Here is a 22,631-nt window from a genome sequence, read left to right on the forward strand (position 1 = left end):
ATTCAAACCATATGAATAAATCATCTTTTCACTTAACCGAGCAAAACCAAAAAATAGAAAGCCGTATTGTGGTGGCTTTAGAACGAATTTCAGAAGCATTTAGAGTGTTGCTGTGGAATGAAAGCAAACAAAATTCACTAAGTCCTATTCAAATTCAGATTTTGATATTCATCTCTTTCCATTCCGTTGAAAAATGTAAAGTAGGATATTTGGCAAATGAGTTCAACATGACCAAAGCCACTATTAGTGATAGCGTTAAAGTTTTGCTTTCTAAAGAATTAGTTACTAAAGAGATAGACCCAATTGACACAAGAAGTTACACCCTTTCGCTTACTGATGAAGGGAAAAAAATAGCAAAAAAAGCATCATTTTTTGCTTCGTCGATAGAACAACCAATTGAAAAATTGACCGAAGAACAAAAAATAATAATGCTTAACGGATTGCTGAAATTGATTTATGACTTGAACAAGTCAGGAATAATTACCATTCAAAGAATGTGTTTTAATTGTTCATATTACAAAACTGAAAAAGGATTACATTATTGCAACTTACTAAATACAAAACTTGCCGAATCTGAAATTCGAGTGGACTGCCCAGAGCACGAAACAATAACGTGAAAAAGAATAAAGGATAGCTTGTACATGACCTTATTGAGGCTTTAAAATTAGCAGTCAAATTAGTTTTAATCTTATAAAGTTAAACAATATCACTATAAATACATTCGATTTTTAAGTGTCAAAATCGTTCGTTACCTTTGAATACTTTTTAATTTTAACTAAAAAATTACAATTATGGCTTTTGAATTACCAAAATTACCGTACGCTTATGATGCGTTAGAACCACATATTGATGCAAGAACAATGGAAATACACCATACTAAACATCATGCTGGATATACCAACAATTTAAACAATGCAATTGCTGGAACAGATTTAGAAGGAAAATCTATTGAAGATATTATCACAGGATTAGACATGAATAACGCTGCAGTTAGAAATAACGGAGGAGGTTATTACAATCACTGTATGTTTTGGGAAGTAATGAACCCTGAAAATAAAGGGTACTTATCTGGAGAATTAAAAGATGCAATTATTGCTGAATATGGATCAGTAGATGCATTTAAAGATGTATTTGCTAAAGCAGCTGCAACTAGATTTGGATCTGGATGGGCTTGGTTGTGTGTTCATAAAGGAGGTAAAGTAGAAGTTTGTTCTACACCAAACCAAGATAATCCTTTAATGCCTGGAGTTGCTTGTGGAGGAACACCTATATTGGCTTTAGACGTTTGGGAACATGCTTATTATTTACATTACCAAAATAGAAGACCAGATTATATTAACGCATTTTTTAATGTGATTAACTGGAATGAAGTTGAAAAACGTTATGCTGCGGCAAAATAAAAGTACTACTACTAACTAAAAAATGAAAAGCTCACCAATTGGTGAGCTTTTTTATTGTAATGTTATTTATTAATAGGCTCTTTTATCTGAACCTTCGTAGAAATTAATGAATGAATCGTTTACTACTCTGTTTCCACCAGGTGTTGGATAATCTCCTGTAAAATACCAATCACCTAAATGATTTGGGCAAGCTTTGTGTAAATTATCTACAGATTGATAAATAATTTCAACCTCAGCATTTATTTCTTCAGTTTTCAACATTTGAGCAATTTTGTTTGAAATTTGCTCATCGGAAAAAGGCGTATATATGTCCTTAACGGAATTTTTAATTTGTGAATCTTCTAAATGTTGTTGTTGTTTACAAGTAGCATAAACTTCGTCAACAATATGGTATTGATTGGTTTCTTTAAGCAATTCTAAAGCAGCTCTAAAGGCAATAAAGTCTCCCATTTTTGCCATATCAATTCCATAACAATCAGGGTAACGAATTTGTGGAGCTGAAGAAACTATAATTATTTTTTTAGGTTTTAACCTATCTAAAATTTTAATGATACTTTTCTTTAATGTAGTTCCTCTAACAATACTGTCGTCAATAATTACTAAATTATCGTTAGGTTTTACAATTCCATAAGTTACATCGTACACATGGGCAACTAAATCATCTCTACTATTATCATCCGCAATAAAAGTTCTTAATTTAGCATCTTTTATAGCCAATTTTTCAATTCGAGGACTTTCTGATAAAATTTCTGTTACTTTTTCAGCGGATAAATTTCGCTGACCATTTAATATAGCAGCGGTTTTTTGTTGATTTAAAAATTCTTCTGCGGCTTCTCGCATTCCATAAAATGAAGTTTCTGCTGTGTTTGGAATGTAGGAGAACACGGTGTTTTTTAAATCATTATTAATTTTTTCCAAAATTTTTGGAAATACTAATTTTCCTAAACTTTTTCTTTCGGTGTATATATCTGCATCACTACCTCTTGAAAAATAAATACGTTCAAATGAACAAGATTTTTTTGGCAACGGTTTTCTAATTTCATCAATAGTAGTTTTACCGCTTCTTTTGATAATTAGTGCATGTCCAGGATCTAATTCTTTGACATCATTAATATCAACATTAAACACCGTTTGAATTACTGGTCGTTCTGAAGCAACTACAATAACTTCATCATCTTTGTAATAAAATGCAGGTCTAATTCCAGCAGGATCTCTCAATACAAAAGAATCTCCATGTCCTAATAGACCAGCCATAGCATAACCTCCATCCCAATTTTTAGCTGAACGCTTTAATATTTTTTTGACATTAATTCTTTTTTCAATTAAAGGAGAAGCTTCTTTTTTATTAACCCCTTCTTTTTTTAATTTTTGATACAGTTTTGCAACTTCATCATCTATAAAATGACCTATTTTTTCCATTACAGTTACTGTATCAGTCATTTCTTTTGGATGCTGACCAATTTCAACTAAATCACTAAACAGCCTTTTAGAATTGGTCATGTTAAAGTTACCTGCAACAATTAAGCTCTTGTGCATCCAATTGCTTTGGCGTAAAAAAGGATGAACACTTTCAATACTATTTTGACCAAATGTTCCATAACGTACATGTCCTAAAAATAAATTTCCAATGTAAGGGGCGTTATTAACTTGCCAATCTACATCATTTATTTTTTCAGGAAATTGTTCGTTTAAAGTGTTTAAACGACTGTTAATTTGAGCAAAAACATCTTGTATTGGTTGGTCTGCATTAGATCGAACACGGCTAATATAGCGTGTTCCGGGATTAACATTAAACTTAATGCTTGCCAAGCCAGCTCCGTCTTGACCACGATTATGCTGTTTTTCCATTAACAAATACATTTTGTTTAACCCGTAAAAAGCTGTTCCGTATTTGTCCTTATAATATTGTAGTGGTTTTAGCAACCTAACCATTGCAATTCCACATTCATGTTTAATAGCGTCGCTCATTTATTTAATATTAGTAGTATTTCTAAGTTAATAAAAAAATTCCGCATTTGCGCGGAATTTCATTTAACTTAATTCTATTTCAAATTGAGTTAATAGTTTAAATTGTAATAATCTTTTTTGAATTTCTTCTTGTGATAAATTCTCCATGCGTTCAGTTCCAAATTTTTCTACACAAAAAGAAGCTAAATTAGAACCTGAAATTACAGCTCTTTTCATGTTTTCAAATGAAATGTCACCTGATTTTGCCATATGCCCAATAAAGCCACCAGCAAAAGTGTCTCCAGCTCCAGTTGGGTCAAAAACTTCTTCTAAAGGTAGTGCAGGAGCATAAAATACATTTCCATTGTTAAATAATAATGCGCCGTGTTCTCCTTTTTTTATTACCACATATTTTGGCCCCATATTGTGAATTTTTTGAGCAGCTTTAACTAAAGAATATTCCCCAGATAACTGGCGAGCTTCTTCGTCGTTTATGGTAATTACATCAATTTTTGCAATTACTTCCATTAGTTCGGGTAATGTATTATCCATCCAAAAATTCATGGTATCTAAAACAACCAATTTGGGTCTGTTAGGTATTTGTTTTATAACTTCCATCTGTACCGTAGGATGTAAATTACCTAACATTAAAAAATCAGTATCCTTAAAATTTTCAGGAACTATTGGTTTAAAATCTGCCAATACATTTAAATCTGTAATTAAAGTATCTCTCGAATTTAAATCGTTATGGTATTTTCCTTTCCAAAAAAATGTTTTGCCATTTTCAACAATTTCAACACCATCTGTATTTATAAACCGCTTATTTAATTTTTTTAAATATTTTTTTGGAAAATCTCCCCCTACTACAGAAACAATTCCAGAATTAATGCCAAATTGAGAAGCAGACAATGAAATGTAAGTAGCCGCACCACCTAAAATTTTGTCTGTTTTTCCAAAAGGAGTTTCAATTGCATCGAAAGCAACTGTACCTACTATTAATAATTTACTCATAATATCAAATATCTAATACACACATTTAAAGCTTTATAATTGACTTAATATTTTTTTTTAACAGCCTATGTGTTTATTTTTGCAAAAATAAGTTTAAAAAATGACTATCAAAGAAATACAAGAAGAAATTATAGATGAGTTTTCCATGTTTGATGATTGGATGCAACGATATGAATACATTATTGAGTTAGGAAAATCACTTCCATTAATTGAAGAAAGCTATAAAGTTGATGAAAATTTAATTGTAGGGTGTCAATCAAAAGTATGGTTGCAAGCTGAAATTGAAGGTGATGATCTTCATTTTACAGCAGATAGTGATGCAATTTTAACCAAAGGAATTGTTGCCTTATTATTACGTGTTTTTGACCATCAAAAACCTGTGGATATTTTAGATGCTGATTTATATTTTATTGATGAAATTGGCTTAAAAGAACACCTTTCTCCAACACGAGCTAATGGGTTAGTTTCGATGATTAAACAAATTAAATTATATGCCTTAGCTTTTCAATCAAAATTAAGTTAAATAATGTATATTTGTACTTATTTAGAATGAATATAAAGAAAGGTTTTTATAATGAATAGTGAACGTGTAGAAGAATTAGGAGATAAAATAGTTACCATGTTAAAAACTATTTATGATCCTGAAATTCCAGTAGATATTTTTGAATTAGGTTTAATTTACGATGTTTTTGTTAGTGAAAACAATGACGTTAAAATACTAATGACGCTTACATCGCCTAATTGTCCTGTGGCCGAAACTTTACCCGTTGAAATTGAAGAAAAAGTCAATTCAATTGATGAAGTTAAAAATACAGAAGTTGAAATTACATTTGATCCAATGTGGACTCAAGATATGATGAGTGAAGAGGCAAAATTAGAACTTGGGTTTTTATAAATGGCAAACAAAATTGTAAATAGAGTAGCAAATAGTAAACTTAAAACAATTGATCTTGAAGATTTTTACCCTCAAGGTAAAAGAACGATTATTGATATTAAAAAATGGTTGTTTCAAGAACTTATTTTAAGAGAAACTGAATTTAGAGAGCATCTTAAAAATTACGATTGGACTAAGTATAATAATCACTTTGTAGCTTTAACTTGTTCAACGGATGCAATTATACCTTCTTGGGCATACATGTTAATTACAACGTACCTTTCACCGTATGCTAAAAACATTGTTATAGGAGACTTGTCTGTTCTTGAAACTTCAATATTTCAACAAATTGTTCAAAATATAAACCTTGAAGAATATAGAGGAAGACCAGTGATTATAAAAGGTTGTGCAAATAAACCTATTCCTGAAACTGCTTATTTACAGTTGATTACGAAACTGCAACCAATTGTAAAATCAATAATGTTTGGAGAAGCTTGCTCAACTGTTCCTTTATTTAAACGCAACTAAAACGTTTTCTTAACTTTTTTTAAGCAGTAGTAACATATTTTTTAATTTTGTGAGTTTAAATTATAGTTAAAAAGATATCAATTTAAATATCATGAGGAAAGCTTCATTAATAGTATTACTTATTTTAAACATTACACTCTCACACTCACAAGAAAACAAAGACACAACCCCCAAAAAAAATTGGGAAAGAAAAGGAAGGTTTACACTGTTGTTTAATCAATCTGCTTTTTCAAATTGGATTGCTGGAGGAGAAAATACATTGGCAGGAAATGTGAGTGTTAATTATAAATTTAATTATGCAAAAGGAAATACAACCTGGAAAAATAATATCATTAGCTCTTATGGAATAACAAAAAGTAAAAATACGGAGTTTGAAAAAAAGACCGATGATCGTTTAGAATTTAACTCGCTTTTGGGTATCAATGCAGATAATTATTGGTATTATTCGATTCTTTTTAATTTTAAAACTCAGTTTGCAAAAGGATATAAATATGGTAAAGATGAAAATGGTAAAGAGATTAGAACAGAATATACTAATTTCTTTTCACCTGCTACATTTTTATTAGGACCTGGTATGTTGTGGGAAAAAAATGAGAATTTTAAATTTAACATAGCACCCGCTACTACAAAATTGGTAATTGTAGATAAAGAATTCACATTACCAAAAAGCGCCTATTTTGGTGTTGAAGAAGGAGAAAATACTCGTTTAGAGCTTGGTTTTAGTGCTACGGGATATTTAAAATTTGATTTAATGGAGAATATAACTGTAGAAAATACGGTAGCGATCTATTCTAACTATTTAGAAGATACTAAAAATTTTGATTTAGATTATACCTTAAATATTTTCATGAAAATTAATAAGTATTTTACTACAAATTTAATTTTCCAAACCATATATGATGACAATGCCTACGAAGGGTTTCAGCTTCGTGAAGTTTTTGGCTTTGGATTTAAATATGACTTTTAATTCAATTTTATATAAATATTTTTAATAATTTTAAAAAAGAAAATATTTGTGACTAAAAAAACTATTATGAAAAAAATAATTCTACTATTTGTTTTTGCACTAATGCTAACAGCTTCTTTTGCACAAGATAAAGATCAAGTTAAGGAAGGATGGTCTAAAAAAGGAACAATCACTTTATTGTTTAATCAGTCAGCATTTTCAGATTGGGTAGCTGGAGGAGAAAATAATATAGCTGGAAATTTAGGAATTAATTACGATTTTAATTACGTGAAAAATAATTTTACGTGGGATAATAAAATTATAGCTGCTTATGGATTAACTAAGAGTAAAAACAGTGAGTTTGAAAAGAAAACAGACGATAGGTTTGAATTTAATTCTTTATTGGGTAAAAAAGCTTCTGGTTATTGGTATTATTCAGGGTTTTTAAATTTTAAAACTCAGTTTACAAAAGGATACGTTTATGGAAAAGATTCAAATGGAAAAGAAACAAGAGCTGAATACACCAATTTTATGTCGCCTGCTAATTTATCATTTGGACCAGGGATGTTATGGAAAAAAAGCGATAATCTAAAATTTAATTTAGCTCCAGCAACAGTAAAATTAGTTTTTGTAGATAAAAGCTTTACTTTACCTAATGATGCTTATTTTGGAGTTGAAGAGGGTAAAAGCTCTAGATTTGAGTTAGGGTTCAATGCTTCAGCATATGCAAAAGTTACTTTAATGGAAAATGTTACTATGGAGAATATTTTAAATTTATATGCTGATTATTTAGAAGACCCACAAAATATAGATTTAGATTATACGATGAATTTAGTAATGTCAATTAATAAATTCTTATCAGCCAATTTAACTTTTCAAACTATATACGATGATAATGCCTTTGAAGGTTTTCAAGTGAGAGAAGTTTTTGGAATAGGTGTAAATTATACGTTTTAAGCATAAAACCAAAACAAAATTTTAAAGACACTTTTTAGGTGTCTTTTTTTATTTCAAAATTGAAAATTATTTAGTTATTTTAGCAACTAAACATTATTAAAAATGTCGTTACTTTTATTTTACGCTATTGTATCCATTTTTTTTTCTTTTCTATGCTCAATACTTGAAGCGGTGCTTCTAAGTATTACCCCAACCTTTATAAATATAAAAAAACAAGAAAGAAAAAATTTTGCTTATACCTTAGAAGCATTAAAAAAAGATGTTGATAAACCTTTAATTGCAATATTAACATTAAACACCATAGCGCATACAGTTGGAGCTATTTTAGTGGGCGTAGAGGCAGATAAATTACCTTTTGAGATTAATATTTTAGGAGTAAATACCGTGGGAATTATTTCTGCAATTATGACTTTTTTAATATTAGTAGTTTCTGAAATTATTCCAAAAACAATTGGAGCAACTTATTGGAAACAGTTGGCTAATTTTACTTCAAAGGCATTGGTAGCTTTAATTTTTCCGTTAAAATGGACTGGAATTTTATGGTTGTTGCAACTTACTACAAAACTTATTGGTGGTAAAGGAGTTCATGGCTCTATTTTAAGTAGAGAAGATTTTCATGCAATGACAGATATTGCTCATAAAGAAGGTGTTTTTGAAGAAAGTGAAAGTGCAATTATAAAAAATTTACTTACGTTTAAAGAAGTATTAGCAAAAGATATTATGACACCAAGAACTGTAATGATTACAGCTTCTGAAAACGATACTATTCAATCTTTTTTTGAAAAATATCCTAAGTTAAGGTTTTCTAGAATTCCAATTTATGATAAAAATGCGGATAATATTACAGGTTTTGTTTTAAAAGGAGAAGTTTTAGAAGAAATTATTAATGGTAATGGAAAAGAAAAACTTTCAAAATTAAAAAGAGAAATTTTAGTAACTAACCGTAATTTACCTATTCCAGATTTATTTGAACGGTTTATTTCTGAAAGAGAGCATGTTGCTTTGGTGGTAGATGAATATGGAGCTACAAGTGGTTTGGTAACTATGGAAGATGTTATTGAAACCTTGTTAGGTTTAGAAATTATGGATGAAAGTGATGCAATTGCTGATTTGCAATATTTAGCTCGTAAAAATTGGGAAACTAGAGCCAAAAAAATAGGGCTTATTTATGAAAAGAAAAATGAAGAAGAAAACGACTAATTTTCTTCTTCATATTCTTCATATAAAAAGTCGTTATAAGGAAACCTAGTAATGTGTATTTTTTTAACTTCTTCAAAAACTTTTTTCCTAAACTCTTCTAAGTTTTCTTTGTTTAAAGCCGAAATGAATAAACAATTATTTTCATCTAGTTTGTTCATCCAGGTTTTTTTCCAATCTTCTAAAGTATAATGTTCTTTAGTTTTTTCAGTTACTAAATCATCTTCATCAATGGTTTCATATTTGTAAGCATCAATTTTATTAAAAACCATAATAGTAGGTTTATTAGCGCTTTTTATTTCATCTAATATTTTATTAACTGAAGCTATGTGATCTTCAAAATTTGGATGAGAAATATCTACCACATGTAACAATAAATCGGCTTCTCTAACTTCATCTAAGGTAGATTTAAAAGATTCCACTAACTGCGTAGGTAATTTTCGAATAAAACCAACGGTGTCTGTTAATAGAAAAGGAATATTTTTTATGACAACTTTTCTAACAGTAGTGTCAAGCGTGGCAAATAATTTATTTTCTGCAAATACATTACTTTTACTAACGACGTTCATAAGAGTAGATTTTCCAACGTTGGTATACCCTACTAATGCAACTCGCACCAATTTCCCTCGGTTTTTTCTTTGAACAGCCATTTGTTTATCTATAACCTTTAGTTTGCTTTTAAGTAGGGTTATTTTATCTCTAATAATTCTTCGGTCGGTTTCAATTTCTGTTTCACCTGGCCCACGCATTCCTATTCCTCCTTTTTGGCGTTCAAGGTGAGTCCATAATCTTGTTAATCGTGGCAATAGATATTGGCATTGAGCTAATTCAACTTGCGTACGTGCGTAACTAGTTTGTGCACGCGAAGCAAAAATATCAAGTATTAAGTTTGTTCTATCTAAAACTTTACAGTTTAAAACTTTTTCAATATTACGTAACTGTGCTGCGGAAAGTTCATCATCAAAAATTGCGGTTTCAATATGGTGAAGTTCCATATAGTTTTTAACTTCTTCTAATTTTCCTGCTCCAATAAAAGTTTTAGGGTTAGGGGTCTCTAATTTTTGAATAAACCTTTTTACGGCAACGCCACCAGCTGTTAGTGTTAAAAATTCTAATTCATCTAAATATTCGTTGGATTGATCTTCGTTTTGATGTTGGGTAATTATACCAATTAAAACAGCTTCTTCAGATGTTACTTTTTTTTCTTCAATCATATAATAAATAGCTAATTTGCTAAAGTCATTTTAAAAATTTTAATGGTCAAAAAATACTTTTGACGATTATTTTTTGACAAAGATACAATACAATGTTTACATGTAATTTTGTATTTTGTGGATTTTAAAAAATTTTTATGTTCTCATATTTCAAATCAAAAGGAAAAAATAACAAAGCTTATACCATTGCTTTTTACAATCTTGAAAATTTATTCGATACCAAAAATGACCCGAATACTTTAGATGATGATTTTACACCTGAAGGGAAAAAGAATTGGAATTATAAACGTTATAAAAGAAAAGTAAAAAAAATAGCTAATGTTATAGCTCAGCTTGGTGCTGAAAAATCGTATCATTCTCCGGTTATTATAGGGTTGGTAGAGATGGAAAACAGGGAAGTTTTAACTGATTTGATACAAACAGATCAGCTAAAAAAACACAATTATGGGATTGTGCATTATGATTCTCCAGATGAAAGAGGTATTGATGTTGCAATGTTGTATAAAAAAGAATTGTTTGAACTGTTACATTCTGAAACTTTTCCGCTGATAATAACTAATGAAAATAGGGAAAGAGATTATACCCGAGATATTTTATTGGTCAAAGGGAAATTGAATGGAGAATTGATTTTTGTGATTGTTAACCATTGGCCTTCTAGAAGAAGCGGTGAGGATGAATCTGAAGAGAAAAGAATTAAAGCAGCTCAATTAGTTGGTCATATAGTTGATAAAATTGATAAGGAGATAGAAGATCCTAAAATTATTATTATGGGTGATTTTAATGACGATCCAATAAATAAGAGTATAAAAGAATACCTAGTCAATCATAGATTTTATAATCCAATGGAACGTTTGATTTGTACTGGTAATGGAACATTGAATCATAAGCATCAGTGGCATTTATTCGATCAAATTATTTTTTCGAAAAACTTTTTAAATGTTGAAGAGGGAAGACATTCTTTTAAATATGCTGAAGTTTTTGATAAACATTTTTTGAGAGAATGGAAAGGAAAATTTAAAGGAAACCCCTTTAGAACTTATGTTGGTAAATGGTATTTAGGTGGTTTAAGTGATCATTTTCCTGTATATGTTTATTTGAAAAAAAATTGATAGACGCATAAAAAAACTCAAACTTAACAGCTTGAGTTTTTTTAAAAATAGGTTTTATTTTTCATGATGCTTTTAATTTTAAAGGCATTGTATATATTTTATCTTTTTCACCAGGAGTGTCAAATTTTTTATAGTTTAAGTTTTTTCTAATATAAGCTACAATGTCTTTGTTTTCACACCCAGGGCATAAAACTACAATTTCCCCTTCTGAACTGAATGTAAATTTTAAAGTTACGGTAATATCTTTTTCAATTACAAAATCAGGTGTTTGTAATAACTTTACAATTTGGTTTCTTAATTCTTTGTTTAAGTTTTCAGGATTTTCAGTGTTTGCTGCAAATAAACCAGCTGTACTAATTACTATGGCTAAAGCCAATAATTTAAATTTTTTCATAATAGATAGGTTTTAGTTTAACTTTGTTTTACTCAAATTTAAATTGAAATTGGATTTAATGGACTTTCTTTAACCTAATTAACACGTATTTAACGGTGTTTAAATAGTTAATTATTAGGAGTGTTTGAGCTTAGGTTGTTGATTTATGAGAAAAGATTTATAATGTTTTTAGTAAATGAAATCTGTTTTTTAACTTAAATTATGTTAAAATGTAAAAATAAAAAAGCTCAAACCAAATGATTTGAGCTTTTGAGTTAGTTAAATTGTGAGTATTATTTTTTTATCACATTAATAGGCATTACATATTGTTTATTAACTTTTCCAGGTTTTTCAATTTTTTTACCATTAATATTTTCTCTAATAAATGATAAAACTTCTTTATCAATTGATTCAACTTTTAAAACTACAATCTCACCTTCTGTATTGAAAGTAAATGTAATGTTAATATATGTATCGGCAGAGATTTTTGTACTTGAATCTTCTAGTAATTCGATAATTTGTTTTCTTATTTCATCTTTAGAAGTGTTTGGGTTTTCAATGTTATTTGCAACTAAACTTGTTGCTCCCATTACTAAGGCAATAGCCAATAATTTAAATTTATTCATAATTATTAAAATCAAATTTATAGTAGTTATTTACTATTCAAATTTACCAAATAAATGTATTGAAAATCAATGTTTTAAAAAATTACCACAACAATAAGGAAATTTTATAATATTATTAATATACTACATATAAAGTTAAAAAATTATTATATGTATAAAATAAAAGTTAAAATAGGTATTTTTATTGCATTATCTTAAATTTGGAGTATAGTCATTTGGAGCATTTTTCGGCGAATTTGGATATGAAATTAAGTCATTTGCTGCATTGGAAAAAATGGTCCATTCACTAATGGTAAAGATTGGGTTAGGTTCATTTATTTCCAAATTTCGAATAGCTCTACCATCTAAATATTCCCAGTTTGTAGCATTTCCATCTTCACCAATAATTCCAAAAATATCCATTGTATTTCCTAAGTTATCAACTAGTTCGTAAACATCGTCTCCATTTCCTGAAATATAGCTACTTTCTATATTTGGTATGTCAGAAAATATTGTAGCATAACCAGTATTTGCTATAATGGCAAAATCTCCTGGCAAAATTGTAATACCCGTTAAATCTATAGCACCACTTGAAACGGTAGTTGATCCATTAATGTATTTATTTAATTTCCAGCCAGATAAGTTAATTTCAGTTTTACCAGCATTATAAAGCTCTATAAAACGAGCTGAAACTTCGTTTTTAGGGTCAGCTACTTCAGTTATCATAATTTTAGGAATAATAATTGGACAAGTTTCAAAATTTTCTAAAAACTCAACATCTGTTGTATTTCTTATTTGTAAACTTGTGTTTAAAATTCCAATGATACTTCCGTTTCCTTTTGGAAATTGTTCGTTAGCAAACGTTGCGTTTCCATTGGTGAAAACTAATAGTTTCTCTAATTCACTACAAGTTTCTAAAGTTCTAAAAGCATCATTTTCACCAGTAAAATAGGTATATGCTTTTCCAAGTTCGTTTTCAATTAGTTGGACATTGTTAACTTTTACCAAAGTACTATTATAGGTTGGGTTATTTATTTCTGAAATTGTAATTTCTGTAGGAACTAACGTTTTGTTTACACCACTATTGAAAATGAATTGATGAATGTCTTCAGCTGTAATTTTAGTTATTTTATTACCTTTAGGATAGCCAATTGTTAAAACGCCATCAAGGTTATTCATATACAATTTATCTAATTTTATATATATTTTATCTCCAACATTAAAGTTATCAAATATGGCTTCTTGGTCTAATAATAGTTGAATTCCTGTTGTTGGATTTTCAATAGCATCTTGTATGTATAAGCTATTTTCAAAGTTGCCATTTTCATCACTTGAAATTACATAAGCTTCAACAATATAATTATTTTCAGTGCCAAATTCAACCATAGTATTGGTATACATTTGTTTAATTTCAGAGAGTGTAATGGTTGGATTAAAAGCAGTGGAATAATCACAGCGTTCGTTGGTAAGTTGAAGGTCGTCAGTATTTCTTAAATAAAATTGAAAATCATCATAATAATTGCTGAAAATTCCGATGAGAGACCCTTTTCCATTTGGCAACAATTCATTTTTAAAATTGGCGTAGCCGCTATTTCTTAAAGTAATTTGTCCATTAAATTGACAGTTGCTATCAAAACCTTCGAGTATTCTATTTACGGTTGAGGTATTATCAATATTTCCAAATGATTTGCCTAAATCAGAAGGTTTAAATTGAACATTTTCAATTTCAATTAACATTTCTAATAGTTCTTTGTTTAAGTCAGAAATAGCAACTTTTTTAGGTGTTATTTCAGCAGTTTCACAAGATCGTATGATGTGCTTTGAAACTTCTAATGCAGGAATGCTTCCTAGTTCGGTAGCTTTAGCTTTTCCAATTTGAATGCTTCCATAACTATACCCAATCGTCAAACCTTTTAATTGAACATATACTTTTCTTCCAACATCAAATTTTGTATAAATATCAGTTTGATCGATGGCTATTTTTATAGCAGAAGTTGGGTTTTTGGGCTTGTCTTGAATAGATAAACTTTTATAAATATTACCAGACTTATCACTTGAAACTACATAACCTTCTATAACAACATCTGTATTGATTAAGGTTGCTCCTCCAAATGTATACATCTCTTTTACTTGAGCGATGGTATTGGTAACAGTGATAAGAGGTTCTGTACATTCAACATTAGGAGTTGAAAAATCACTGTCTTTTACACATGCTCCAAAAAAATATTGAATTAAAAGAATAATTATAAGGTGATTTAATTTTTTATAACTTTTCATGGCAACGAGTTTTAAAATCTTATATATAGGTTTAAGTAGTAGCTTGTTTGGTTTCCATACCAATACTTTGGTCCAAAAATGGGTTTGTTTAGTTGTTTGTCTTGTTTAAGTTCAAGGTAATTTGCATTTCTAGATTGTTCAAAACCACCCGATTTAAATATGTTACCTAAAACGTTGTTAATGCTAGCAAAAAAACCAAAGTAGTAATTATTAATTCTCCAAGATTTTCCTCCAACGATGTTTACTAAAAAAGCATCTTCAAACTTTTCTTGTTTTAGTAATGAATTTACTTGTTGTTGTGTAACTTCTAATCCTGTTTCTGGATCTAAAAAAGGAATTCCATCAGCATCTAAATAAAAATTATCGGTTCGTAATAATGGAGAGATATCTAAATAATTATTGCTTAATAAATTTGAGTTTATTTGAAGCCACCAATATTTTGGATCTCTATATTCAAAACCTAAAGAGTAAGCTCTTTGAGGAGTTCCTGAAATTCGATAATTTTTTAAAAACGATTTTCCAAAATTGCTATTTTCATTAGTAAAGCTTTCAGATTCTAGATATAATTGGGGGTTATTGTTATATATAAACTGACCTACCGAACCTGCGGCTATAATTTTAAGAGTTGGTAAAACTTGGTATTCAGCACTAAACTCAATCCCTAAATTTTGTTTATCTACTCCCGTAATAATTTCATTTACAAAGTCGGCTTGATCTCCAAGTAAACCCTCAGCAAAAAAGAACGAAGTTTCAATAGCATCGTTAAATTTAGTATAGAAGGCGGTAACTCTTGATAGTAATTTGATACCTCTAAAAATATAATTTACATCTCCTGTGATAATTTTTTCACTTGTTAAATTAGGGGAAATGTTATTGTTTACTCTTGAATTTGAAAAGGTGTTTCTAATACTAGGAGCTTTAGTAATATATGCAGCATTAAAAGTAGCTAAATGCCTGCCAGTAAACTTATAAGTAAACCCTCCTTTTGCATTAAAATTTGAAAATGATTGTTTTTCGCTTTTCCCAAATGAAGAGTTAGCATAAGTTCCATTTTTGTAATGTCCATTACGTAGATAATTGGTATTTTTAAAGTTGAATCCAACAAAATAATCCAGTTTATTTTGTGTAGATTGAAATTGAACAAAAGTATTGGTAACTTTTGCTTTGATGGTATAATTATATTGAAATTTATCTCCTTCTTTAATTAGTCTATTAGGATTGTTTAAATCATTTTGTTGCGCATTACCTTCAGCGTATTGGTCTAAATCTATAAAATCATTACCTCCTAATAAATCAAGCATGTTTGCATAGTTGTTTGATGTCAAGTTTTGAAAGGAAGCACCAGCATTAAAGATCATATTTTCTTTAATATTGGTACTCATTGTAGTATTAAAAGTGAACTGAGAATCATCAACTCTATCTTCGTATAAATAATATAATGAACTTTCATTGTTTAAGTTTACTTCATATAAATCATTCCAGTTTAGTTGTCCATTAGTAATAAATTCTTGTTCAGTTAAATAAGCATTTTCATAATCTTCAAATCTTAAAGAACTACTTGGCAAATATTTCCAATATGCTGGGTCTGGGTTTGGAGCATTGAAATAAGCAAGCCTACTGTTTCCAATATGACCAAATTGATAGGCAATTGTTGTTGCTAACTCTGTATTATTTTTTTGATAAAAATGACTTAACATGCTTACAGGTTCTACAATTTCTTTAACTCTTGAATTTCTATTATCACCCTCTTGTTTTCCCCAATAAGAATTATATGTAAGACCTTTTAAATTGTAAACTTCTTGTGTGTTTGGTGATGATTTACCTCTTCTGTTAGGAGACGCAAAAGCAGTAAAGTTTAAACTATGGTTGTTATCCAACTTTTTTTCTACAGCCAAAAATGCAGACCAAGCATTGTAAGTAGTTCCTTCAAAATAACCTTCTTGCGCATACCTTCTTGAACCAGCAGCTACAAAAGCCCAATTATTTTTTGTTAGCCCTGAGGCATAAGTAGCCATAACACGTCCAATATAGCTTTTATTGGTAGATGAGAATGATATTTTTGAAACAGGTTGATAATCAGATGCTCTAGTGCTAAAATTTGTAGAGCCTAAAATATTACCAAATGAATAATTAGAAGCCGCAATACCGTTTGAAAATTCTTGATTTCTAAAAGCATCGTTTAATCCTCCCCAATTGCTCCATTGTGGTCTTCCATCAAATAGTTTATTCATTTCAATTCCATTTATTGAAATTATTCCATAGCTACTGTCGTAACCTCTTACTTTAAACCAAGTTTGACTAAAATTAAATGCTGCAGCTTTTAAAAAAGCATCTTTGGAAGATTGAAATAACCCTGCAGTATATTCAGAACTTCGCTCTCCATCATCTAATAAATCATCATTTGTTAAAGTAATTGCGTTTGTTTCTTGAATTTGGGTGAATGATTTTTGTAAAAAAATAGTTCCAAGGTTTAATTCATAATTATTGGATATTTTGATAGGAATTAATTGAGAGTCGAATTGATTGAGTGAAATATTTAGTTGATAATTTCCTAGAAGAATATTTTCAATTTTAAATTCACCATCACCGTTAGTTGTTGTAGAGAACAAAGTTTTTTCAATTGAAATAGATACATTACTCAAAGGTTTCTTTGAAAAATAATCAAGAACAATTCCTTTTAAAGAAGAGGTGTTTTGCGAACGAATATTAGAGATACCAAGAAGACACAAAAAACCTAAAATATATAGCTTTTTCATTTTCAATTTTTTCTAAATCTATAAAAAATATTGATAATTTAAAATTATTTTTAAAGTTAAGTTTCTCATAATCTATAAAATAGCTGAAAACGGTTAGTAGAATTTTCAAACTGAATAGTAGTAATTAAGTATTTGTTTGTAGATTTGATTTTATAAAAAAATGATATGTTGAGAACTTTACTTTTACTTCTATTACTAATTTCTACTACAGTTTTTAGTCAAAAAAAATATCAAATTAAAACAGTTGCTTTTTATAATCTTGAAAACTTGTTTGATACCATTAATGATCCAAATAAAAATGATGAAGCAAGTCCAATTATGGAAATTAAAGAGAATAGAAGTGAGATTTATAGGAAGAAATTAAATAATATGGCAAATGTTATTGCTGAGCTAGGCGTTAAAGAAGCCAAAAATAGTCCTGTAATTTTGGGAGTAGCAGAAATTGAAAACCGTAAAGTTTTAGAAGATTTAATAAATACAGAGCCATTAAAGGATAAAAATTACGGGATTATTCATTATGATTCTCCAGATTTGAGAGGGATTGATGTAGCCTTATTGTACCAATCTAATTTTTTTAGACCTACTCATCATGAGGTGTTTGAATTGCGTTTGTGGGATGAAAATGGTGTTAGAATTTACACTAGAGATCAATTATTAGTATCGGGTTATTTAGATGATGAATTGATTCATATTATTGTAAATCATTGGCCTTCAAGAAGAGGTGGTGAAGAAAAAAGTAGCATTAAAAGAGAAAAAGCTGCGTATTTAAACACTCAAATAATTGAAAAAATTAAACTTACCGATCCAAATCCTAAAGTTATTATTATGGGCGATTTGAATGATGATCCAAACAATGCGAGCCTAAAAAAAGTACTTAAAACTAAGTCAAAGAAAAAAGAGGTAAAGCAAGGAGATATATACAACCCGATGGAAGATATGTTTAGAAGAGGTCAAAACACACTAGTTTATAGAGATCAAATAAATTTATTTGATCAAATTATGTTTACGTCTCCACTTTTAACAACTAAAAAAGATTATTCTAGTTATAAAATGTATAAAACGGCAGTTTTTAGACCTCAATATTTAACTACTCAAAAAGGGAAATACAAAGGTTATCCATACAGAAGTTGGAGTTATAGTTCTTTTACAGGAGGTTATAGCGATCACTACCCTGTGTATATGTATTTGATAAAAGAAGATTAATTTTCTTCTTTTTTTAAGTCTTTCAATAATAATTGAAGTGAAGTATAACCATTCCAGTGGTTTTCTTCAATACAATATGTGGCTTTAAAAGAATTTCCTTGTTGTATTAAAGCGTGTTTTTTGCCCATATTAAAGCCAATAGCATTATAGGTGGTTTGGTTGGTACCTTCAAAAATACTTAATTTCAAATGGTTTTCATCAATTCCAACTTTTTTGCCATAACCATTGTCTCTTAAGCCTGAAGACATAAAAACGGGTTTCATGTTTTGAGGTCCAAAAGGCGCTAATTGATTTATTATTCTGTAAAATTTTGGAGTTATTTCAGATAGGTTTATTTCTGCATCAATTGTAATTTCGGGAGTTCTTAATTCTTCTGGCAAACTGTTTTTTACAACCTCTTCAAATTTGTTTTTAAAATTTTGATAATTTTCTTCTTTTAAAGTCAATCCAGCGGCATATTTATGTCCACCAAATTGCTCAATAAACTCTGAGCATTTTACCAAGGCTTCATAAATGTCAAATCCTTTTATTGAACGTGCAGAAGCGGCTAGTTTATTTCCACTTTTGGTAAAAACTAAGGTTGGTTTATAATAGGTTTCAATTAACCGAGAAGCAACAATACCAATAACACCTTTGTGCCAGCTTTTTTGATACACTACAGTTGAATAATTTTCATGTTCCTTATTTTCTAAAATTTGTTGCAAAGCTTCTGCAGTAATATTTTTGTCTAAATCTTTACGATCATTATTATTGTTTTCAATTTCTGAAGCAAGTTTTATAGCAGTATCAAAATCTACTTCAGTTAATAATTCAACAGCATAATTACCGTGTTTAATTCGTCCAGCAGCATTAATTCTAGGGGCAAGTATAAAAACAACATCAGTTATTGTCAATCTATCCTTTTTTATTTGATGAATCATTGCTTTGATTCCAATTCTAGGATTTTCATTAATAACTTGCAACCCAAAATAAGCTAAAATTCTATTTTCACCAGTTATTGGAACTATATCAGCGGCAATAGCTGTAGCGACTAAATCTAAGTATTCAACTAAATCATTAATGGTTTCATTTCTATTGGTTGCTAATGCTTGTACGAGTTTAAAACCTACTCCACAACCACAAAGTTCTTTATAAGGATATTCACAATCTATTTGTTTGGGATTTAAAATAGCAACGGCCTCTGGAATTTTGTCTCCTGGTCTGTGGTGGTCGCAAATGATAAAATCAATGCCTTTTTTATTAGCGTAAGCTACTTTATCAATGGCTTTTATGCCACAATCTAAAGCGATAATTAGTGAGAAATTATTATCCTCAGCAAAATCAATTCCTTTATAAGAAACACCATATCCTTCATCATATCTGTCTGGAATGTAGGTTGCAATATTAGGGTGAATTTTTTTTAAGTAGGATGCCATTAATGAAACGGCAGTAGTTCCATCAACATCATAATCTCCATAAACTAAAATGTTTTCATTGTTATTTATGGCTTGTTCAATTCGGTACACTGCTTTATCCATATCTTTCATTAAATATGGATTGTGTAGGTTGATTAAATTAGGTCTAAAAAAATTTTTAGCATCGTCAAATGTTTCAATATCACGTTGAACTAATAATTTAGCAAGTGTATATTCAATACCTAATTCTTTGGCTAATTTTGAGGTAATTTCAGGATTTGTTTCTGGTTTTAATTTCCAACGCATAGCATAGTTTTTACTCAAAAGTAAGTAAATTAGAAATAACGAATAAATTTAATAGAATTGGATTTTTAAAATCCTAAAATCATTTTTGCAATTAAAAAGTAAATTAAAATTCCAAAAATATCATTACTAGTTGTAATAAAAGGTCCTGTTGCCAAAGCGGGGTCAATATTTCTTTTATCTAAAATAATAGGAACAAAAGTGCCAATTAAAGAAGCGATGATAATCACTGAAATTAACGAAATAGCAACGGTTAAACCAACTTTAAAATCAAATCCTAAAAAATACATTCCAGCCGACATTAAAAGAATTGCTAACACAAAACCATTAAATAAGCTAAGTAAAACTTCTTTTAAAAGTCTTTTCCATAATGAACCTCTTAAACTGTCATTGGCCAAACCTTGAACAATGATTGCAGAAGATTGTACACCAACATTTCCAGCCATAGCAGCAATTAAAGGGGTAAAGAAAAATAATTCTGGAAAATTACCCATTGCGTCGTCAAACCCCCCTAAGACAGACACACTAATAAAGCCTCCAAATAATGCTAAAACTAGCCAAGGTAAACGTGCTTTTGTTAATTCCCAAATAGTATCATCGGCTTCAACATCTTGAGAGATACCTGCAGCCATTTGGTAATCTTTTTCAGCTTCTTCTTTTATTACATCAACAATATCATCGATGGTAATTCTACCAACTAAACGACCAATTTCATCAACAACTGGAATGGCTTCCAAATCATATTTCTGCATAATTCTGGCAACCTCTTCGCCTTTGTCATTTACATTTACAGAATCTACTTTTTTAATAAAAACATCTTTTATGGCAGTTTTAGTTGAAGTGGTGAGTAAATCTTTTAAAGACAGTCTTCCTTTTAGTTTGTCATGTTCATCAACTACATAAATTGAATGAACTCTAGTAACTTCTTCAGCTTGTGCTCTCATTTCTTTTACACAAGTTAATACATTCCAGTTTTCATTAACTTTCACTAGTTCTTTTGCCATTAACCCACCGGCAGTATTTTCATCGTATTTTAGAAGTTCAACAATTTCTTTGGCATGTTCTAAATCTTCGATATGTGAAATTACTTCTTCCTTTTGATCTTCTGGAAGTTCGGCAATAATATCGGCTGCATCGTCGGTGTCTAATTCATCAATTTCTTCAGCAATTTCTTTGGATGATAGTCCTTTTAAAACCTTTTCACGAGTGTCTTCATCTAATTCTGTAATTACATCGGAGGTAATATCACTATCTAATAATTTAATTAAATATATTGCTTCTTCAATATATAATTCTTCAATTATTTCTGCAACATCGGCATAATGGACTTCTTCTAACAAGGTATGAAGTCCATCGTTGTTATTGTTAGCAATTAATTGTTGAATATCTTCTATATATTGTTGTGTAATTTCAAATGGCATCTTTTTCTATTTTAGAAGTAAGATTAATGAACTCGTTTACCGATAATTGTTCTGGGCGTTTAGCAAAGATACTATCTTCTCTTAAACTATCCGATAAATTCAATGTTTTTAAACTATTGCGAAGTGTTTTTCTTCTTTGTTGAAAAGCAGTTTTTACCACTTTAAAGAAAAGTTTTTCATCAACAGGCAAGGTAAAGTCTTTTTTTCTAATGAATCTGATAACTCCTGAATCAACTTTTGGAGGAGGATTAAAAACGGTCGGGGGTACTGTGAATAAATATTCAACATCATAAAAAGCTTGTGTTAAAACCGATAGTATTCCGTAGGTTTTACTCCCTTCTTTTTCTGCAATACGTTGTGCTACTTCTTTTTGAAACATTCCTGAAAATTCAGGTATTTGATGTCTGTTTTCAAGCGTTTTAAAAACGATTTGAGTTGAAATATTATATGGAAAATTTCCAATAATTGCTAGCTGTTCATCCCCAAAAAAATCTTCTAAATTAATTTTTAGAAAGTCTTTGGAGATAATTCTATCAGTTAAATTTAAGTAGTGAGTTTGTAAATATTCAACAGATTCTGTGTCAATTTCTACAACATAAGTGGTAAGTGGTTTTTTAAGCAAATATTTAGTTAAAACACCCATTCCAGGTCCAATTTCTAAAATTTTTTGATAACCATTTTCTGTTAAACTGTTTGCTATTTGTTGTGCAATTAGTTCATCTTTTAAAAAGTGTTGACCTAGGTGTTTTTTTGCTTTTACACTCATACTTTAATTTTTTGAACTCATACTAAATTGTTCTGTAATCACTTTTAATTCGGTTCTAAAAGCTACTATTTGATCTTTAAAAAGTTGCATAGCTTCATTTCTTAATTTAGGTGCTTCGTTTTTATAATATTGTTCTAAAGTTTCTAAGCTATCTGTTGTATATTGAACCGAATAAGTGATTCCTCCCATTTCTTCGGTAATTAAAACCTGACTCATTTTAGCACTAATAAATTTACCAGTGGCAAGCATGGCAGGGAGGTGTTTTTCTTTCATCCAATGTAGCCATTCGTCATGAATGGATTCAGCTACATTTGTGGTTACGTTATAGATGTACATTTTTTATGAATGAT

General features: G+C 29.5%; 21 protein-coding genes. 10 read left to right on the forward strand and 11 right to left on the reverse strand.

Annotated features, from left to right (window positions below):
* Positions 1–11: 11 nt before the first annotated feature.
* Complete coding sequence (locus Q0714_RS03565) at positions 12–617, forward strand: MarR family winged helix-turn-helix transcriptional regulator (protein ID WP_298262935.1); 606 nt, start codon at positions 12–14, stop codon at positions 615–617.
* A gap of 174 nt (positions 618–791) precedes the next feature.
* Complete coding sequence (locus tag Q0714_RS03570) at positions 792–1,400, forward strand: superoxide dismutase (RefSeq protein ID WP_298262936.1); 609 nt, start codon at positions 792–794, stop codon at positions 1,398–1,400.
* 69 nt (positions 1,401–1,469) lie between these two features.
* On the opposite strand, the gene Q0714_RS03575 is transcribed toward Q0714_RS03570, so the two are convergent.
* Both Q0714_RS03575 and Q0714_RS03580 read right to left on the reverse strand, forming a co-directional pair.
* On the reverse strand, positions 1,470–3,368 hold the full coding sequence (locus Q0714_RS03575; RefSeq protein ID WP_298262937.1) for an amidophosphoribosyltransferase: 1,899 nt from the start codon (positions 3,366–3,368) through the stop codon (positions 1,470–1,472).
* Between the two features lie 63 nt (positions 3,369–3,431).
* On the reverse strand, positions 3,432–4,358 hold the full coding sequence (locus Q0714_RS03580; protein ID WP_298262938.1) for a PfkB family carbohydrate kinase: 927 nt from the start codon (positions 4,356–4,358) through the stop codon (positions 3,432–3,434).
* Between the two features lie 100 nt (positions 4,359–4,458).
* Between Q0714_RS03580 and Q0714_RS03585 the strand changes: the two genes are divergently transcribed.
* The 6 genes from Q0714_RS03585 (at position 4,459) to Q0714_RS03610 (ending at position 8,863) form a co-directional block, all read left to right on the forward strand.
* Positions 4,459–4,881, forward strand: coding sequence for a SufE family protein (locus tag Q0714_RS03585; protein ID WP_298262939.1), 423 nt, complete (start codon positions 4,459–4,461; stop codon positions 4,879–4,881).
* Between the two features lie 51 nt (positions 4,882–4,932).
* Positions 4,933–5,253: an iron-sulfur cluster assembly protein gene (locus Q0714_RS03590; RefSeq protein ID WP_298262940.1), complete on the forward strand. Its 321-nt coding sequence runs from the start codon at positions 4,933–4,935 to the stop codon at positions 5,251–5,253.
* Positions 5,254–5,760: a DUF2480 family protein gene (locus tag Q0714_RS03595; RefSeq protein WP_298262941.1), complete on the forward strand. Its 507-nt coding sequence runs from the start codon at positions 5,254–5,256 to the stop codon at positions 5,758–5,760.
* 91 nt (positions 5,761–5,851) lie between these two features.
* Positions 5,852–6,727 carry a DUF3078 domain-containing protein gene (locus Q0714_RS03600; protein WP_298262942.1) on the forward strand — a complete coding sequence of 292 codons (876 nt, stop codon included), beginning with the start codon at positions 5,852–5,854 and terminating at the stop codon, positions 6,725–6,727.
* Between the two features lie 66 nt (positions 6,728–6,793).
* The gene (locus Q0714_RS03605) at positions 6,794–7,663 is read left to right on the forward strand and encodes a DUF3078 domain-containing protein (RefSeq protein WP_298262943.1); all 870 of its coding nucleotides are present in this window, start codon (positions 6,794–6,796) and stop codon (positions 7,661–7,663) included.
* A gap of 102 nt (positions 7,664–7,765) precedes the next feature.
* Positions 7,766–8,863, forward strand: coding sequence for a CNNM domain-containing protein (locus Q0714_RS03610; protein WP_298262944.1), 1,098 nt, complete (start codon positions 7,766–7,768; stop codon positions 8,861–8,863).
* Here Q0714_RS03610 and hflX read toward each other — a convergent pair.
* On the reverse strand, positions 8,860–10,074 hold the full coding sequence (gene hflX, locus Q0714_RS03615) for a GTPase HflX (protein WP_298262945.1): 1,215 nt from the start codon (positions 10,072–10,074) through the stop codon (positions 8,860–8,862). The genes Q0714_RS03610 and hflX overlap by 4 nt on opposite strands.
* Positions 10,075–10,211: 137 nt before the next feature.
* Between hflX and Q0714_RS03620 the strand changes: the two genes are divergently transcribed.
* Positions 10,212–11,183 (forward strand): endonuclease, encoded by a 972-nt coding sequence (locus tag Q0714_RS03620; protein WP_298262946.1) that lies wholly within the window; start codon positions 10,212–10,214, stop codon positions 11,181–11,183.
* Positions 11,184–11,244: 61 nt separating this feature from the next.
* Here Q0714_RS03620 and Q0714_RS03625 read toward each other — a convergent pair whose 3' ends face one another.
* From Q0714_RS03625 to Q0714_RS03640, 4 genes are all read right to left on the reverse strand, one after another.
* A complete protein-coding gene (locus Q0714_RS03625; RefSeq protein WP_298262947.1) occupies positions 11,245–11,577 on the reverse strand; it encodes a hypothetical protein in 333 nt (110 codons plus the stop codon).
* A 272-nt stretch (positions 11,578–11,849) separates the two neighbouring features.
* Positions 11,850–12,182: a hypothetical protein gene (locus tag Q0714_RS03630; protein ID WP_298262948.1), complete on the reverse strand. Its 333-nt coding sequence runs from the start codon at positions 12,180–12,182 to the stop codon at positions 11,850–11,852.
* Positions 12,183–12,371: 189 nt separating this feature from the next.
* Positions 12,372–14,438 (reverse strand): DUF5689 domain-containing protein, encoded by a 2,067-nt coding sequence (locus Q0714_RS03635; RefSeq protein ID WP_298262949.1) that lies wholly within the window; start codon positions 14,436–14,438, stop codon positions 12,372–12,374.
* 11 nt (positions 14,439–14,449) lie between these two features.
* Positions 14,450–17,194, reverse strand: a complete 2,745-nt coding sequence (locus tag Q0714_RS03640) for a TonB-dependent receptor (protein ID WP_298262950.1) — start codon at positions 17,192–17,194, stop codon at positions 14,450–14,452.
* Positions 17,195–17,359: 165 nt separating this feature from the next.
* On the opposite strand from Q0714_RS03640, the gene Q0714_RS03645 reads away from it, so the two are divergent.
* Positions 17,360–18,397, forward strand: coding sequence for an endonuclease/exonuclease/phosphatase family protein (locus Q0714_RS03645; RefSeq protein WP_298262951.1), 1,038 nt, complete (start codon positions 17,360–17,362; stop codon positions 18,395–18,397).
* Here the strand turns inward: Q0714_RS03645 and recJ are convergent.
* From recJ to Q0714_RS03665, 4 genes are all read right to left on the reverse strand, one after another.
* Positions 18,394–20,097: a single-stranded-DNA-specific exonuclease RecJ gene (recJ, locus tag Q0714_RS03650; protein ID WP_298262964.1), complete on the reverse strand. Its 1,704-nt coding sequence runs from the start codon at positions 20,095–20,097 to the stop codon at positions 18,394–18,396. The genes Q0714_RS03645 and recJ overlap by 4 nt on opposite strands.
* A 65-nt stretch (positions 20,098–20,162) precedes the next feature.
* The gene (gene mgtE, locus Q0714_RS03655; protein ID WP_298262952.1) at positions 20,163–21,515 is read right to left on the reverse strand and encodes a magnesium transporter; all 1,353 of its coding nucleotides are present in this window, start codon (positions 21,513–21,515) and stop codon (positions 20,163–20,165) included.
* A complete protein-coding gene (rsmA, locus tag Q0714_RS03660) occupies positions 21,505–22,281 on the reverse strand; it encodes a 16S rRNA (adenine(1518)-N(6)/adenine(1519)-N(6))-dimethyltransferase RsmA (protein WP_298262953.1) in 777 nt (258 codons plus the stop codon). The genes mgtE and rsmA overlap by 11 nt, the downstream gene beginning before the upstream one ends.
* A 3-nt stretch (positions 22,282–22,284) precedes the next feature.
* Positions 22,285–22,617 carry a DUF4286 family protein gene (locus Q0714_RS03665; RefSeq protein ID WP_298262954.1) on the reverse strand — a complete coding sequence of 111 codons (333 nt, stop codon included), beginning with the start codon at positions 22,615–22,617 and terminating at the stop codon, positions 22,285–22,287.
* Positions 22,618–22,631 lie beyond the last annotated feature (14 nt).

The organism is uncultured Lutibacter sp. (assembly GCF_947493565.1).
In the GTDB taxonomy this organism is placed as follows: domain Bacteria; phylum Bacteroidota; class Bacteroidia; order Flavobacteriales; family Flavobacteriaceae; genus Lutibacter; species Lutibacter aestuarii.